Source organism: Pseudomonas sp. P1_F7 (assembly GCF_056405655.1).
The window spans coordinates 242,848-259,384 of sequence record NZ_JBFUBR010000005.1 but is presented as its reverse complement, the minus strand read 5'-3'; the positions used below and the strand labels follow the sequence as shown (position 1 = coordinate 259,384).

The 16,537-nt window shown below is 60.7% G+C and carries 8 protein-coding genes and 1 pseudogene; 5 read left to right on the top strand and 4 right to left on the bottom strand.

Going from position 1 to position 16,537, the window contains the following annotated elements; translation table 11 throughout:
- Positions 1 to 8: 8 nt before the first annotated feature.
- Positions 9 to 3,377, bottom strand: a complete 3,369-nt coding sequence (gene mscK / locus AC1D1M_RS09560) for a mechanosensitive channel MscK (protein ID WP_477775445.1) — start codon at positions 3,375 to 3,377, stop codon at positions 9 to 11.
- A 34-nt stretch (positions 3,378 to 3,411) separates the two neighbouring features.
- Positions 3,412 to 5,154: a potassium/proton antiporter gene (locus AC1D1M_RS09555; protein ID WP_477775444.1), complete on the bottom strand. Its 1,743-nt coding sequence runs from the start codon at positions 5,152 to 5,154 to the stop codon at positions 3,412 to 3,414.
- A 300-nt stretch (positions 5,155 to 5,454) separates the two neighbouring features.
- Here AC1D1M_RS09555 and AC1D1M_RS09550 point away from each other — a divergent pair, with 300 nt between their 5' ends.
- The 4 genes and pseudogenes from AC1D1M_RS09550 to AC1D1M_RS09535 all read left to right on the top strand — a co-directional run bounded on the left by AC1D1M_RS09550 (position 5,455) and on the right by AC1D1M_RS09535 (position 8,001).
- Positions 5,455 to 5,664: a hypothetical protein gene (locus tag AC1D1M_RS09550; RefSeq protein ID WP_095943263.1), complete on the top strand. Its 210-nt coding sequence runs from the start codon at positions 5,455 to 5,457 to the stop codon at positions 5,662 to 5,664.
- A complete protein-coding gene (locus AC1D1M_RS09545; protein ID WP_007981180.1) occupies positions 5,661 to 5,963 on the top strand; it encodes a cell division protein ZapA in 303 nt (100 codons plus the stop codon). Before AC1D1M_RS09550 ends, AC1D1M_RS09545 begins: the two co-directional genes overlap by 4 nt.
- A 100-nt stretch (positions 5,964 to 6,063) precedes the next feature.
- A pseudogene (locus tag AC1D1M_RS09540) lies at positions 6,064 to 7,137 on the top strand (HAMP domain-containing protein); the annotation flags it as partial.
- Between the two features lie 18 nt (positions 7,138 to 7,155).
- Positions 7,156 to 8,001: a methyl-accepting chemotaxis protein gene (locus tag AC1D1M_RS09535; RefSeq protein WP_477775652.1), complete on the top strand. Its 846-nt coding sequence runs from the start codon at positions 7,156 to 7,158 to the stop codon at positions 7,999 to 8,001.
- A gap of 141 nt (positions 8,002 to 8,142) precedes the next feature.
- On the opposite strand, the gene AC1D1M_RS09530 is transcribed toward AC1D1M_RS09535, so the two are convergent.
- Together AC1D1M_RS09530 and putA are read right to left on the bottom strand one after the other, a co-directional pair.
- On the bottom strand, positions 8,143 to 9,945 hold the full coding sequence (locus AC1D1M_RS09530) for an acyl-CoA dehydrogenase (RefSeq protein ID WP_477775443.1): 1,803 nt from the start codon (positions 9,943 to 9,945) through the stop codon (positions 8,143 to 8,145).
- Between the two features lie 256 nt (positions 9,946 to 10,201).
- A complete protein-coding gene (gene putA / locus AC1D1M_RS09525) occupies positions 10,202 to 14,152 on the bottom strand; it encodes a trifunctional transcriptional regulator/proline dehydrogenase/L-glutamate gamma-semialdehyde dehydrogenase (protein WP_477775442.1) in 3,951 nt (1,316 codons plus the stop codon).
- Positions 14,153 to 14,612: 460 nt separating this feature from the next.
- Between putA and putP the strand changes: the two genes are divergently transcribed.
- Complete coding sequence (gene putP / locus AC1D1M_RS09520; protein WP_477775441.1) at positions 14,613 to 16,097, top strand: sodium/proline symporter PutP; 1,485 nt, start codon at positions 14,613 to 14,615, stop codon at positions 16,095 to 16,097.
- Positions 16,098 to 16,537 lie beyond the last annotated feature (440 nt).

Here is a 16,537-nt window from a genome sequence, read left to right as displayed (position 1 = left end):
ATGGCCAGTTAGTCGAGTTTGGCGGCGGGCGGTTCTTGCGCCGGCTTGCCGTCGACGACCGGCACGATGGTTTTCGCTTCCGGTTCGATCGGCACCATCTTGTATTCCTGGCCGTGCAGGTTCTTGAGGTAGACCTCCATCTGCCGGAACGAGATGTTGATGTGCTGCTTCTTGAACTCGCGGTTGATGAAGCGGTTGACCTCGTCGAGCACCGGGTTGCGGTCGCCGAGGTCGCGCACGTGCATGCGCAACTCGTGGTCGAGGGTGCTTTCGCCGAAGTTCAGGAAGTACACGTGCGGTTCCGGGTCTTTCAGCACGCGCGGGTTATCGCGTGCCGCCTTGAGCAACAGTTCTTTCACCAGGTCCAGGTCCGAGCCGTAGTCGACGCCGAGCTTGAGGGTTACCCGGGTGATGGTGTCGGTCAGCGACCAGTTGATCAGTTGCCCGGTAATGAACGTCTTGTTCGGGACGATGATGTCCTTGCGGTCGAAGTCGGTGATGGTCGTGGCACGGATGCGAATCTTGCTCACGGTGCCCGACAGGTTGCCGATGGTGATGGTGTCACCGATCCGCACCGGGCGTTCGAACAGGATCATGATGCCGGAAATGAAGTTGGCGAAGATCTCCTGCATGCCGAAACCGAGGCCGACCGACAGTGCCGCCACCAACCATTGCAACTTGTCCCAGCTCACGCCGAGGGTCGACAGCGTCGAGACGAAACCGACACCGGCGATCACGTACGACAGCAGCGTGGTGGTCGCGTAGGCGCTGCCCTGGGCCAGGTTGAGCTTCGACAGCACGAACACTTCGAGCAAGCCCGGCAGGTTGCGCGCCAGGGCGAAGGTGATGCCGATGATGATCAGTGCGCCAAGCATGTCGCCTATGCTGATCGGCACCATGCTCATGTTGGCGCCGGTGCCGCTGGTGTATTCGTAGAGAGTGACGTTGTCCAGGTACGAGAACACGGTGATCAGGTCGGCCCAGACCCAATACAGTGCCGCCATGAAGCCGCCGAGCAGTGCCAGGCGGATCAGGCGCAGGGACTGTTCGTTGACCTTCTCGATGTCCATGCTCGGCTCTTCGATCACCGCTTCGCCATCGCCGGCCTCCTTGGCGGCCAGTCGTTTGGCCAGGGCGCGCTGGTAGGCCAGCCGCCGGGCTGCCACGCTGAGACCGCGCACGAACGTGGCTTCGATCACCAGCCAGAACATCAGCAGGTACAGGGTGTTGATCAAGCGGTCGCTGAGCTTCAGCGCGGTGTAGTAGTAGCCGAAGCACACTGCCACGAACAGCGCGACGGGCAGGGCGGTGAACAGGATCCCCACGAGCTTGCGGAACAGCGAGGCGTTCTCGTGGGTCGGGCTGCTGATGAGCAAGCGGCTGAGCAGCAAGGTCATCAAGGCGTAGCAGGTGAGCACCACCGGCATGCCGATCACGTCATCGGCCAGCGCCGCCGGTTGCAGTTCGGCAACGGCCACTACGGTCACCAGTGCCATCACCACGATGCCGAGGCGGCGGACCCATCTGCGCAGGAATTCCACCTGGGGCTTTTCCCAACGGAAATGCAGTTCTGCCACACCACCCGGTGCGAGGATCCGGTAGGCGGTGTAGAACACCAGCCAGGCCCCGGCCATTTGCAGCAGCGCCGCGCCCATATTGGCGTTCTGCCCACGGGCGTCGATTCGCAGGGCCAGCCCGCACAATGCGAGGCCCAGGGAAACCGGCATCGCCAGCAGAATATTGATCAGAATCGCCTGCGGCGTGTGCCACTGGCTATCGCGTTTGAAGTGACCGATGTCCTGGTGAACCTTGTTCAGTCGCGCGTACAGATTCTTGCGCCGCCACAGCAGTGCGCCGATCAGCAGTGCCAGTGGCAGGAACAGCAGCGGGCGCTGGGTCAGGCCGTCGGTCAGTTCGCTCAGGCTTGACAGTACCGGTAGTGAATCGAGTTGACGCTGGAGGCGATCCGGCACACTGCGAATCCACTCCAGTTCCAGCGGCTTGTTGCTCGGGATCCAGAACATCTGCTCATCTAGCGTCGCCCGCAGGCTTTGCGCCGTGCTGAGCAGTTGCTTCTGGTTCAGTTGCAGGGTGATGGATTCATTGAGCACAGCGCTCAGTTCGCGATTGAGGCGTTCCAGCAGGTCGGCGCGGGTGGTGGCCAGCTCCATCAGGCTTTTGCGCAGCTGCGGCGTGACTTGCTCGGGCGGCTGGGTCGCCAGCAGGTTTTCGACGTAGGTGGTCGGACTGCTCAGCAATTCCCGTTGCTGGCTGACTTCGAATTGGTACAGGCGAATGTCGGCGATCTGGTCGGCCAGGTTGCGGTCGAGCCGCAGGCGCGGCAACGCTTGTTTCTGTTTGTAGAGAATCTTCGAGAGCAGCAGGCTGCCTTTGAGCACGTTGATTTGCTCGTCCAGGGCCGAGTCGCTCTGGGTCAGGCTGTCCAGCTGTTGCTTGGTCTGCAGGTTTTGCTGGGTGACTTCGTTGAGGCGGTCAGTGCTTTTGAGCAGGTAGTCCGAAAGCTTCAGGTTGGTCGCGCTTTCGGTGGCCAGCAGGCTGCTGCCGCCGGCCTTCTGCGCTTCGATGGATTGCTGGGTGACCGTTTCCTGGGACAACGCCAGACGCTTCTGGTTGATCAGGGTTTGCAGTTCCTGGATTTCCCGATCCAGGCGATCGGACCGCTCCGACAACAGGTCATGCTGGCTGTTGCCGAGGTCTTGCAATTGGGTATTGCCGGCCAGTTCCTGGCGGCGCAGCGGGATCAGGGCGTTCAGCGCTGCCAGTTCGGCATTGAGCTGGTCGCGCTGCTCGGCGCTCAAAGTCTTGCCGCCGTCCTTGCCGTTCTTGAGGATGGTGTTGATCTGCTGAATGCGCGTCTGGCTGCTTGAGATCTCCGCCTGGGCGCGCTCGGGGCGGGTCTGGGCGGTGATGATCAGGCTGTTGGCATCGGCCAGGGCTTTTTGCAGTTCGCCTTGCTGGGTGGAGCGCTCGGTGAGCAATTGTTCCAGCTGCTGGATCGGTTCTTTGGCGAAGCGCTGCGCCACCGGCACCACGGTGCTGGCCTTGAGGCGGGTCAGTTCACGCTGGTTCTCGAGGGTCTGTTTGGGCGCATTGTTCAATTGCTGCTTGAGCGCGGTCAGTTTCTGCTCGTAATCACGCTTGTTGTTGAGCTGGCTCAGCGTGTTTTGCAGAACGGTTTGCAGGGCCTTCTGATCGGCTTCCGGCAATTTGCGGTCGGCGATCTTGTCCAGGCTCGTCTGCACGGCTTCGCTGGAGGGTGGTTCGGCCGCCTGCACCGCTTGCGATAAACCAAGGGTGCCGACAGAGAGACTCAAGCCCAAAAGGGCAATGGCGAAAATAGAGCGCAGGTTAGGCATAAAGACCGGTCAAGCAAGTGATAGTGGAAGCAGTTTAGAGGAAGAGTCCGGGACCCGGGCGACTTCCTTCGGGGAATCTGACGCCCACTTTGCCGATCTTGTTCCCGTCCATTACGGCCACGGTCCAGATGGTGTTGTTCCATTCCACCTGGTCACCCACCACTGGCGCGCCGCCAACCTTCTGGGCAATGAAGTGGCCCAGGGACATGTCCGGATCGATGCCTTCGACTTTCAGGCCATACAGGGCTGCAACCGCGCCCAGCTGGGCGTCTCCTTCCAGTACGAAGTCGCCGAAGAAGCGCAGATCGAGGCCCCGTTGTGGCGCCTGGCTGAAGAGTTTTCCGAGGGCCGGCAGGTTGTGTTCATGGCCGATAACACACAGCAAATCATCGACTTCGAGCACCGTACTACCCGACGGATGGAGCAATTGTTGACCGCGAAACAGGGCGGCGATACGGGTGCCTTCGGGCATTTTCAGCTCCCGCAGGGGCGAACCGATGCACCATTTCTCCGCACCGAGGCGATAAACGAACAGCTCCCACTCGCTGGTGACGTGCACTTCCAGGGCCGAGCGGGAGATGGGGGCAGGCTCCGGGGGCACCGTCACCTTCAGCAGCTTGGCGACCCACGGCAGGCTCGTGCCCTGAACCAGCAGCGACACCAGTACGATAAAGAACGCGAGGTTGAAATAGAGCTGGGCGTTAGGCAGGCCGGCCATCAGCGGGAACACCGCCAGAATGATCGGGACCGCGCCGCGCAGGCCGACCCAGGAGATGAACGCTTTCTCGCGACCATGGAACGCTTTGAATGGCAGCAGGCCAACCATCACCGACAGTGGCCGGGCAAACAGAATCATCCACAACGCCAGTGCCAGTGCCGGCAAGGCAATAGGCAGCAGGTCGTGAGGCGTCACCAGCAGCCCCAGCACCAGGAACATGCCGATCTGCGCCAGCCAGGCCATGCCGTCGAGCATGTGCAGGATGCCGTGGCGGCTGCGCACCGGACGGTTGCCGATCACCAAGCCGCAGATGTATACCGCCAGGAAGCCACTGCCGTGTAGGGCGTTGGTCAGGGCAAACACCACCAGGCCACCGGCAATCACCAGGATCGGATACAGGCCGGTGGCCAGGTTGATGCGATTGACCAGTTGCAGCATCAGCCAGCCACCGCCCAGGCCGATGACGCCACCGATACCGAACTCGCGCAGCAGGTGGGTCAGCAGGCTCCAGTGCAGGCCGGTCTGGCCGCTGGCGAGCATGTCGATCAGGGTGACGGTGAGAAACACCGCCATCGGGTCGTTACTGCCGGATTCGATTTCAAGGCTGGCGGTTACCCGTTCGTTCAGGCCTTTGCCGCCCAATAGCGAGAACACCGCCGCAGCGTCGGTGGAGCCGACGATGGCGCCGATCAGCAGGCCCTGGATCAGGTTCAGGTTGAACAGCCACGCGGCTGCCATGCCGGTCAGTCCGGTGGTAATCAACACGCCGACCGTGGCCAGCGAGAGCGCCGGCCATAACGCCACGCGGAAACTCGACACCCGGGTGCGCAAGCCGCCGTCGAGCAGGATCACCGCCAGCGCGAGGTTGCCGACCAGATAAGCCGTGGGGTAGTTGTCGAAAATAATGCCGGCGCCATCGACGCCGGCCGCCATGCCGACGGCCAGGATGATCACCAGAATCGGGATGCCGAGGCGGGACGAAAGTGAGCTCACCAGAATGCTCGCACCTACCAGCAACGCGCCGATCAAGAACAGGCTGTTGATGGTCGTCGCATTCAAAGGCAGTACTCCAGAAAGCTGAAAGGCGGGCGCAAACTGACCATGCAGTCTGCGTGCCAGCGATTCTAACCTGTTGAAATGTGATGCTGTCAAAAAGCTTTTGTCGCTTGCGCAGGGAGAGGGACCGCACAAACGCCACGGCGACGAAGTGCAGGAACCAGATCGGGCAATCACAGTCTCTACAGTTCGCGAGAAAGGTCACTGGTCAGCAAAATCAAGGCCTTGCGCCTGTATAACCCTGGCATCCAGGGTGACTTTTCTTTATCGTACGCGCCCTTTGAAAAAGCCCGGAAAATCAAAATGTTGGAAGCATCCCTAAGTCAATTGGAACAACTGGTCAGCGACCTGGTGCAACAGAACCAGAACCTGACCGCGGAACTGGCCCAGGCCAAAGATGAAAACGAAAGCCTGCAACTGAGCCTGATGGAGCACGAAGAGAAGCAAGGTGCCACGGCGGCTCGCATCCAGGCCCTGGTTGAGCGTGTCAGCGCAGGTCCTGTCAGCGCATGAGTTACAACGCCGCAGGGGTAAAAGTCGTCTCGATCCTGGGAGAGGACTATTCGATCAAGGCACCGGCCGGGGAAGAACAGACCCTGCTGGACGCCGCGATGATGTTGAAGGCAGCCCTGGCCGAAACCAAGAGGAAGTACCCGACGCTGATCGGTGACCGACTGCTGGTGCTGGCGGCGATGAATCTGTGCTCCCAGCAGATCGAAATGCAGAAGCAGCACAAGCTCGAACTCGACCGTTACCAAGAGCAAGTCAGCGCCACGGTTGAAGTGATCTCCAAGACGATCAATCAGGCCTGATCGGCTTTGCGCACAACCAAAGAATAAATTGTCGGTTGGTTTGTATACAATCGGCACGGCTGTTGCAGTGTTTCAGCCTCTTATTCTTTGGGGGTGCTCCATGCAGTTCTGGCGACGCAGTATTCAATGGCAGTTGATCCTGAGTATGGGCAGCGCTCTGCTCGTCAGTATCCTGATCGTGGTTGGCATTTATACCCTGGTGGTCAACCGCCTCGCCCAGAGCTATCTGGTCGAGCAGGCCTTGCCATCGAGCATCGAAGCGATGCGCAACGACATCGAGCGGATCCTCGTTCAACCCCTCACCGCCGCCAAGGACATCGCCAGCAACAGCATGGTGCGCGACTGGCTGGCCGGGGGTGAAGACAGTGCCCAGGCTGGCACGTTTACTACCTATCTCGAAGGTATCCGCGCCGAGCACAAGGCCTTTACCGCGATTATTGTCGGCACCGCGTCCAACCATTACTTCACCGAAAAAGGCCTGGATCGCACCCTCAGTCGTTCCAATCCGAAAGACGCCTGGTTCTACTCGTTCCTCGACAGCAACCAGCCGCGCACTCTCAACATCGATAACGACACGGCCACCGGAGAATTGGCGCTTTTCATCGACTTCAAAGTCGAGCAGGCCGGTAAAGTCGTGGGCGTTGCCGGGCTTGGCCTGAGCATGAAAGAGCTATCGGAGCTGATCCACAACTTCAGCTTTGGGGAGCGCGGCAAGGTCTATCTCGTGCGTTCCGACGGTTTGATCCAGGTGCATCCCGAGGCGCAATTCAGCGGCAAACGCACTTTGACCGAGCAGATTGGTCCTACGGCGGCACAATCGGTGATGAGTCAAAACGCTGCCACCAGCAGCGGCTTCCAGCGTGACGGTGAAGACTTCCTCGCGTTAAGCCTGCCATTGCGCGATCTCGGCTGGACCCTGGTGGCTGAAGTGCCGCAATCTCAGATCTACGCCGAAGCCCGCCGCGCCATGTGGATGAGCAGTGGTATCGGCCTGGCGGTGGCCTTGGTGTGCCTGTTGCTGGTGGTGTTGCTGGCCCGTGGGCTGGTGCGCCCGATTCGTCAGGTAACAGCGGCATTGGTAGCAATCGGTAGTGGCGGTGGAGATTTGACCCACCGGTTAGATTCTAGCCGTGCTGATGAGCTGGGCGACCTGGCTCGCGGTTTCAATCGGTTCCTGGATAGCCAGCGCGACATGATCGGCGAAGTGCTGACCACCAGCGAGCAGTTGCGCACCGCTGTCGGCCAGGTTGCACGGGTTGTGGATAACACCGCTGAACGCTCCGGCCGCCAACAGGAAATGACCGACATGGTTGCCACTGCGGTTCACGAAATGGGCCTGACCGTTCAGGAGATCGCCCAGAACGCCGGCAACGCGGCGGTCGCATCGCAAACGGCTCGGGATGAGGCGATGCAGGCACGGGAAGTGGTAGGCGGATCGATTCGGCACATTGAAAATATGTCTGACGAAATCGGCGTCGCGGCCACGGCGGTAGGTGAACTGGCCCATCAAGTGGCGTCCATCGATCAGGTGCTGGCGGTGATCCGCGGGATTTCCGAGCAGACCAACCTGCTGGCGCTCAACGCCGCTATCGAMGCGGCGCGGGCCGGGGACATGGGGCGTGGATTCGCGGTGGTGGCCGATGAAGTGCGGACATTGGCGCGACGCACTCAAGCCTCCACCGATGAAATCCAGCAGATGATCGGCAGCCTCAAACAAGGCGCGGAAAACGCCGTGTCATCGATGCATTCCGGACAAGCCGCGACGGGCACGGGGGTCGAGTCGAGCCAGCGTACCGGCGCCTCGCTGACCGCGATTACCGGGCAAGTGGAACGCATCAGCGACATGAACCATCAGGTGGCGACGGCGACGGAAGAGCAATCGGCGGTGACCGAGGAAATCAATCGCAACGTGCAGGGCATTTCCGATCTGGCCCGGGCGACGGCGGGGGAGGTCAGGGCCTGTCGGGATGATTGCCAGACGTTGCAGCGGTTGGCGGATGATCTGGCGCGGCAGATGGGTGGGTTCAAGCTGGGCTGATGTGTTGAGAGTGCCGACGCCATCGCGAGCAAGCTCGCTCCCACAGGGTTTAATGTTAAACACAAAATTTGTGAACAACAGAGACTCCTGTGGGAGCGAGCTTGCTCGCGATTGGATCTCAGCAGCTAAACAGGATCAGGATCAGAACCACTCATCCTGCATCCCCAGGCATACATCATCCCGAGCTTCAAGAATCGCCAGCTCATGGTGGCAACCCGGCACTTCCCACGTCAGGAAGTAGCGCGCCGCCTGCAGCTTGCCTTTATAGAAACTGACATCCGCCGCATTGCTCTTGGCTAAGCCTTCTTCGGCGCGGATCGCCTGCTCCAGCCAGCGCCAGCCAATCACCGTGTGACCAAACACCTTCAGGTACAACGCCGAATTCGCCAGGCTGCTGTTGACCTTGCCTTGTGCCAGATCAGTCAGCAGGCCAATGGTCACGGTTTGCAGGCGCGCCACCAGTTTCTCCAGCGGTTCGCGTAGCGGCGTCAGCGAATCAAACGCCTGGGCGCGCTCGGCGGTATCGGCGATCAGGCGGATCAGCTGCTTGAGCCCCGCACCGCCGTTCTGCGCCAGTTTGCGCCCCAGCAGGTCCAGCGACTGAATGCCGTGGGTGCCTTCGTGGATCGGGTTCAGGCGGTTGTCGCGGTAGTACTGCTCCACCGGGTATTCGCGGGTGTAGCCGTGGCCGCCGAGGATCTGGATCGCCAGCTCGTTGGCCTTCAGGCAGAACTCCGACGGCCAGGATTTGACGATCGGCGTCAGCAGGTCCAGCAGTTCATGGGCCTGCTTGCGTTCGGCTTCAGTCGCAAGCGTGGTGGTGTCATCGAACAGCCGCGCCGCATACAGGCCGAGGTCGAACGAGCCTTCGACGTAGGCCTTTTGTGTCAGCAGCATGCGTTTGACGTCGGCGTGCTGAATGATTGCCACCGGCGCGGTGTTCGGGTCCTTGCTGTCCGGCACGCGCCCCTGCGGACGCTCGCGGGCATATTCCAGCGAGTACAGGTAACCGGCGTAACCGAGCATCACCGCGCCCATGCCGACCCCGATCCGCGCCTCGTTCATCATCTGGAACATGTAACTCAAGCCCTGGTGCGGCTTGCCCACCAGATAGCCGACGCACTCGCCGTTATCGCCGAAATTCAGCGCGGTGGACGTGGTGCCACGCCAGCCCATCTTGTGGAACAGCCCGGCCAGCAGCACATCGTTGCGCTGACCCAGGCTGCCGTCATCGTTGACCAGGAACTTGGGCACGATGAACAGCGAAATGCCCTTCACCCCGGCCGGCGCGTCCGGCAGCTTGGCCAGTACCATGTGCACGATGTTTTCCGACAACGGGTGATCGCCGCCGGAGATGAAGATCTTGTTGCCCTTGAGGCGATAAGTGCCGTCAGACGCCGGCTCGGCGCGGGTACGAATATCCGACAGCGACGAGCCCGCGTGGGGTTCGGTCAGGGCCATGGTGCCGAAGAAGCGGCCGTCGATCATCGGTTGCAGGAAGCGGCGCTTCTGCTCTTCGGTGCCGAAGCTTTCGATCAGGTTGGCCGCGCCCATGGTCAGGAACGGATAAGACGTCGACGCGGCGTTGGCCGACTGGAAGTGCGAAAAGCAGGCCTGGGAAAGCAAGGTAGGAAGTTGCATGCCGCCAGCGTCGAAACTGCGCGCGGCGTTGAGGAAACCGGCTTCGAGGAAGGCGTCTACCGCCGGTTTCACTTCCGGAATCAGAATCGCCTGACCGTTTTCATAGCGCGGCTCGTTCTCGTCGCCCTTGCGGTTGTGCGGGGCGAAGAACTTCTCGGCGATGCTGCGGGCGGTGCCAATGGCCGCATCGAAGGTTTCGCGATTGTGCTCGGCGAAACGCTCGCGCTGGGTCAGGCCCTCGGCATCGAGGACTTCATACAGCTCGAAAGCCAGATTGCGGGAACTGAGCAACGTCTCGGACATGGCGGCCTACCTTTTGTTGGAATGGGCCGAGTCTAGGCGTGGGAATAAAGACTGAACAGGATGATTGATGAGGGTGATGGTGGGGTAGGGCAGTGACTTAGTGGTCACCACAAACCACTGTGGGAGCGAGCTTGCTCGCGATGGCGGCAGATCAGTCAACATTGAAGGTGACTGATAGATCGCTATCGCGAGCAAGCTCGCTCCCACAGGGATTTTGCACGCCAGGCAGCCATTGCAGCTGCCTGGCGTATCGGTTTTAGCCGATCGTCATCAGGCTGGCATTACCACCCGCCGCCGCCGTGTTGACACTCAACGCCCGCTCGATCACCAGGCGTTCCAGCGCAATGTTGGATTCGCCTTGCGACAGGCCCTGAACCCCAACGATGGCGCCGGCACGCTTGGCAACCTGCTGGCACACCGCACGCAACTGGTCGGAATGGCCGTGATGCACAACCGCATCAAACACCACTTCGTCCTTGTTCCAGTCGGAAACCAGCTTGATGCGTGCCTGAATATCCTTCGGCAGACGTGCGAACAATGCCTTGCTCAAGTCAGTTTCCGGCCAGACCGCCGAACCACCGACAGCCAATACCGCCGCCAGTTGAGTCAGCAGATCGCCTTCGACTTCCGTCAGGCACAGCACGTGTTCGCGTGGCAGGATCGCGTAGCTGTTGCGCTCGCCAGTCGGGCCAGCCAGAACGCGGGTGATGCCGCTTTGCGATTGCGCAGCGAACTGCACGCACAGGGTGCTCAGATCGGCGAACTTGTGGCTGTCGGCCCAGGCTTTCAAGGCGGTCAGCGGCTTGCTCATGGCGTCGCGCAGACGAACGTCCGGTGCTGCGGCAGCATCACCGCGAGCGAAGGATTGTTCGATGGCATCCGCAGGGCGGGTCGACAGCAGGCGGTACAGGTACAGCGGGCCACCGGCTTTCGGGCCGGTACCCGACAGGCCTTCGCCGCCGAACGGTTGAACGCCGACCACGGCACCAACGATGTTGCGGTTGACGTAGACGTTACCGGCGTTGACGTTGTCGATCACCTTGGCGATGGTTTCGTCGATGCGGGTGTGCACGCCCAGGGTCAGGCCGTAGCCGGAAGCGTTGATCTGACCGATCAGTTGATCGATGTCTTTGCGCTTGTAGCGAACCACGTGCAGCACCGGGCCGAAGATCTCCCGTTGCAGTTCGTCGAAGCTTTCCAGTTCGATCAGCGTCGGCATCACGAAGGTGCCGCGTTTGACTTCTTCGGCATCGGCGATGGCCACCTGGTACACGCTGCGACCTTTGTCGCGCATGGCCTGGATGTGCTTCTCGATGCCAGCCTTGGCTTCGGCGTCGATCACCGGGCCGATGTCCACGGACAGACGCTCAGGGTTGCCGAGACGGCTTTCAGCCATCGCGCCCTTGAGCATTTCGATGACGCGGTCGGCGGAATCTTCCTGCAGGCACAAGACACGCAGGGCCGAGCAACGCTGACCGGCGCTGTCGAACGCCGACGAAACCACGTCGATCACCACCTGTTCGGTCAGTGCCGAAGAGTCGACGATCATTGCGTTCTGGCCACCGGTTTCGGCGATCAGTGGGATCGGACGACCCTGGCTGTCCAGACGGCCGGCGATGTTGCGTTGCAGCAAGCGCGCGACTTCGGTGGATCCGGTGAACATCACGCCTTTGACGCGATCGTCGCCGACCAGGCCGGCACCGACGGTTTCACCGCGACCCGGCAGCAGTTGCAGCACGCCTTCCGGAATACCGGCTTCGAGCAGCAGGCGCACGGCTTGAGCCGCAACCAATGGAGTCTGTTCCGCAGGCTTGGCCAATACCGGGTTACCGGCAGCCAGGGCGGCAGCCACTTGGCCACTGAAGATCGCCAGCGGGAAGTTCCAAGGGCTGATGCACACCACTGGGCCCAGCGGACGGTGGGCGTCGTTGGTGAAATCGTTGCGTGCCTGCACCGCGTAGTAACGCAGGAAGTCCACGGCTTCACGCACTTCAGCGATGGCGTTGGCGAAGGTTTTGCCGGCTTCGCGAGCCAGCAGGCCCATCAGCGGCTGGATCTCGGCTTCCATCAGGTCGGCGGCACGTTCCAGGATCGCGGCGCGTTCGGCGGGCGGCGTGGCCTGCCAGATCGGTGCGGCGTTCAGGGCGCACTGGATCGCGTTGTCGACGTCTTCGACGGTGGCTTCCTGTACATGGCCGACCACATCACGCAGATCGGATGGGTTCAGCACCGGTGCCGGCGCTTCGCTGCTGGAAACACAACCGAGCATCGGCGCGGCTTTCCAGTGGTTGTGCGCGGTAGCAAGAAGCGCGCAGGACAGGGACGCCAAACGATGTTCGTTGGCCATGTCGATGCCGCTGGAGTTGGCGCGCTCAGAGCCATACAGGTCGCGTGGCAGCGGAATGCGCGGGTGCGGCAGGCCGAAACCACCTTCCACGGTCGCCATCTGCTCGATGCTGGCTACCGGATCGGCTACCAGTTCCTGGATGGAAATCGACTGGTCGGCGATACGGTTGACGAAGGAAGTGTTCGCGCCGTTTTCCAGCAGGCGACGCACCAGGTAGGCCAGCAGGGTTTCGTGGGTGCCGACTGGAGCGTACACACGGCACGGACGGTTCAGCTTGCCTTCGGAAACTTTGCCTACAACCTGTTCGTATAGCGGTTCACCCATGCCGTGCAGGCACTGGAACTCGTACTGACCCGGGTAATAGTTCTGACCGGCAATGTGATAAATGGCCGACAGGGTGTGGGCGTTGTGCGTGGCGAACTGCGGGTAGATGACTTCTGGCACCGACAGCAGCTTGCGGGCGCAAGCGATGTAGGAAACGTCGGTGTACACCTTGCGGGTATAGACCGGGTAGCCTTCCAGGCCTTCGACCTGGGCGCGCTTGATTTCGCTGTCCCAGTACGCGCCTTTCACCAGGCGGATCATCAGGCGATGACGGCTGCGGCGAGCCAGGTCGATCACGTAGTCGATCACGTACGGGCAACGCTTCTGGTACGCCTGGATCACGAAACCGATGCCGTTCCAGCCAGTCAGTTGCGGCTCGAAGCACAGGCGCTCGAGCAGATCCAGCGACAGCTCGAGGCGGTCGGCTTCTTCGGCGTCGATATTCAGGCCGATGTCGTATTGCTTGGCCAGCAGGGTCAGCGACAGCAGGCGCGGGTACAGCTCTTCCATCACGCGCTCGTACTGCGCACGGCTGTAGCGCGGGTGCAGGGCGGACAGCTTGATCGAGATGCCCGGGCCTTCATAAATCCCGCGACCGTGGGAGGCTTTGCCGATCGAGTGGATGGCTTGTTCGTACGAGGCCAGGTACTTCTGGGCGTCGTGCTCGGTGAGCGCGGCTTCACCCAGCATGTCGTAGGAATAGCGGAAGCCCTTGGTTTCAAACTTGCTCGCATTGGCCAAGGCTTCGGCGATGGTTTCGCCGGTCACGAACTGCTCGCCCATCAGACGCATGGCCATGTCGACGCCCTTGCGGATCATCGGCTCGCCGCTCTTGCCGATGATGCGGCTCAGGGACGACGTCAGGCCGGCTTCGTTGTGGGTCGACACCAGTTTGCCGGTCAGCAGCAAGCCCCAGGTGGCGGCGTTGACGAACAACGACGGGCTGTTGCCCAGGTGCGGCTGCCAGTTGCCGGTGCTGATCTTGTCGCGGATCAGGGCGTCGCGGGTGCCTTTGTCCGGGATGCGCAACAGCGCTTCGGCCAGGCACATCAGCGCCACGCCTTCCTGGGACGACAGGGAGAACTCCTGCAGCAGGCCCTGAACGATACCGGCACGGCCGCCAGCGCTCTTCTGGTTGCGCAGTTTTTCAGCAATCGAGGCGGCGAGTTTGTTGGTGGCTTCAGCCATCGGCGCCGGCAGGCGTGCCTGCTCGATCAGCATCGGCACCACTTCGGGTTCCGGGCGACGATAAGCGGCGGTGATCGATGCACGCAGTACCGATTGCGGCAGGATGCTTTCGGCGAATTCGAGGAAGCACTGGTGGGCGTGATCCAGAGGCGCGTCGACGCTGTCGTCGGAATCCTTGGGCAAGCCGCTCAGCTCGGTCAGGGTTGCACCACCCTCGAGTTTTTCCAGGTAATTGAAGATTGCCTGCTTGATCAGCCAGTGCGGCGTGCGATCAATCGAGGTCGCGGCGGCCTTGAGGCGTTCGCGGGTCGGGTCGTCAAGTTTGACCCCAAGGGTGGTGGTAGCCATGTTTTTATCCTCATGTTTGCCACGACTGCGTGGCATCAGCTGGCGGCAAGATTAGCCGTGCGACTGTTGAGGTGCAACCGGGTGCAACCCTTTTTTTGTCGGAATATTACGCAGCTCATCAGGAAATAAATTCTGGTACGGCTTTGCTGCATTTGCTTGGTGCTTTTCCAGTGAGTTAACACTCGTTTTTGCTCCGAAAAGGAGCAAAAACGATTTTTAACGTTTATTTCCGACTAGGTGCAACTTATTCTCAAGAAACTGGTTGCACCTTATTTACTTTGTTGAATAGCATTCGCGCCCAAGGTGCAACCTAGGGAAAACCCGGGTGCTCCGGCTGATGGCTTTCCTGGGGAAACATCAGTCATAAATGCGCGGGAATCCGGATCGTCTGTCAAACGTATGCGTTTGCGAGCGGTTCACCAGCCGCCGCTACATAAAAACAAAGCCAGGGCGTCACTTAATGAGCGTAAGCAATCCAACCCTGATCACGTTCGTGATCTACATCGCAGCAATGGTGCTGATCGGCTTGATGGCCTATCGCTCCACCAACAACCTTTCCGACTACATTCTGGGCGGCCGTAGCCTGGGCAGCGTCGTGACCGCACTGTCCGCCGGTGCCTCCGACATGAGTGGCTGGTTGTTGATGGGCTTGCCTGGCGCGATCTACATGTCCGGTCTTTCCGAAAGCTGGATCGCCATCGGCCTGATCGTCGGCGCCTACCTGAACTGGCTGTTCGTCGCCGGCCGTCTGCGTGTACAGACCGAGCACAACGGTGATGCACTGACCCTGCCGGACTACTTCGCCAGCCGTTTCGAAGACAAAAGCGGCCTGCTGCGGATCATCTCCGCCGTCGTGATCCTGGTGTTCTTCACCATCTACTGCGCTTCCGGCATCGTTGCCGGTGCCCGTCTGTTCGAAAGCACCTTCGGCATGTCCTACGAGACTGCGCTGTGGGCCGGTGCTGCGGCGACGATTGCCTACACCTTCGTCGGCGGTTTCCTGGCGGTGAGCTGGACTGACACCGTACAAGCCACCCTGATGATCTTCGCGTTGATCCTGACGCCGGTCATCGTGCTGCTGGCCACCGGTGGCGTTGACACCACCTTCCTGGCTATCGAGGCGCAAGATCCCGCCAACTTCGACATGCTCAAAGGCACCACTTTCATCGGCATCATCTCGCTGATGGGCTGGGGCCTGGGCTACTTCGGTCAGCCGCACATCCTGGCGCGTTTCATGGCTGCCGATTCGGTTAAATCGATCGCCAACGCCCGTCGCATCTCCATGACCTGGATGATCCTGTGCCTGGGCGGCACCGTGGCAGTCGGCTTCTTCGGTATCGCCTACTTCTCGGCCAACCCGGCCGTGGCCATGCCAGTGAGTGAAAACCACGAGCGTGTGTTCATCGAACTGGCCAAAATCCTCTTTAACCCATGGATCGCCGGTATCCTGCTGTCGGCCATTCTGGCTGCCGTCATGAGCACCCTGAGCTGCCAGTTGCTGGTGTGCTCGAGCGCCCTGACCGAAGACTTCTACAAGACCTTCCTGCGTAAATCCGCTTCGCAGCTGGAGCTGGTCTGGGTCGGTCGTGCCATGGTGCTGTTGGTTGCCCTGATTGCTATCGCGCTGGCGGCCAACCCGGAAAACCGTGTTCTGGGCCTGGTGAGCTACGCCTGGGCCGGTTTCGGTGCCGCATTCGGTCCGGTCGTGCTGATCTCCGTGATCTGGAAAGACATGACCCGCAACGGCGCACTGGCCGGTATCCTGGTCGGCGCGATCACAGTTGTGGTCTGGAAGCACTTCGAACTGCTGGGCCTGTACGAAATCATCCCTGGTTTCATCTTCGCCAGCCTGGCGATCTACTTCGTCAGCAAACTGGGTACACCGACTGCCGGCATGTTCCAGCGTTTTGCTGCTGCAGAGAGTGATTATCGTCTGAACAAGTGATGAGTGATGGGTTGAATTCTACCCATCCCTGATAAAGGAACGGCTCGCAGCCTTATGGTGCGGGCCGTTTTTTTTTGCTTCTCCAATCTCCGTGGTGCCCGTCATCATCTGCGAATTTTCCGGGCAGGGTCCTCGGACGTTTCCTTCAAAACGTAGCGGTTTTCATGAAGTGGTGCGATGCGAGTTCCGTCGATAGTCTTTTGCGGTCACTGACAATTCAGTGGTGGGGTGTAGGAACCTCTCAAGGCCGATGGGAAGCACTTAGCGTCAATACTTGGTTTGCGGTCGTTTACATGCGCCCGTAAGATCAGTTGCGGCAGCTATGCGCGGGCACGCTTCGGCGTGGTCGGGTTTTCCCAAAGGTCTCGATATTCCTACCCCGCGCTTAGCTGCCACCCTGGCCTGTAGGAAGGCTGATGGCAGCTCCGATTCATCTTTGG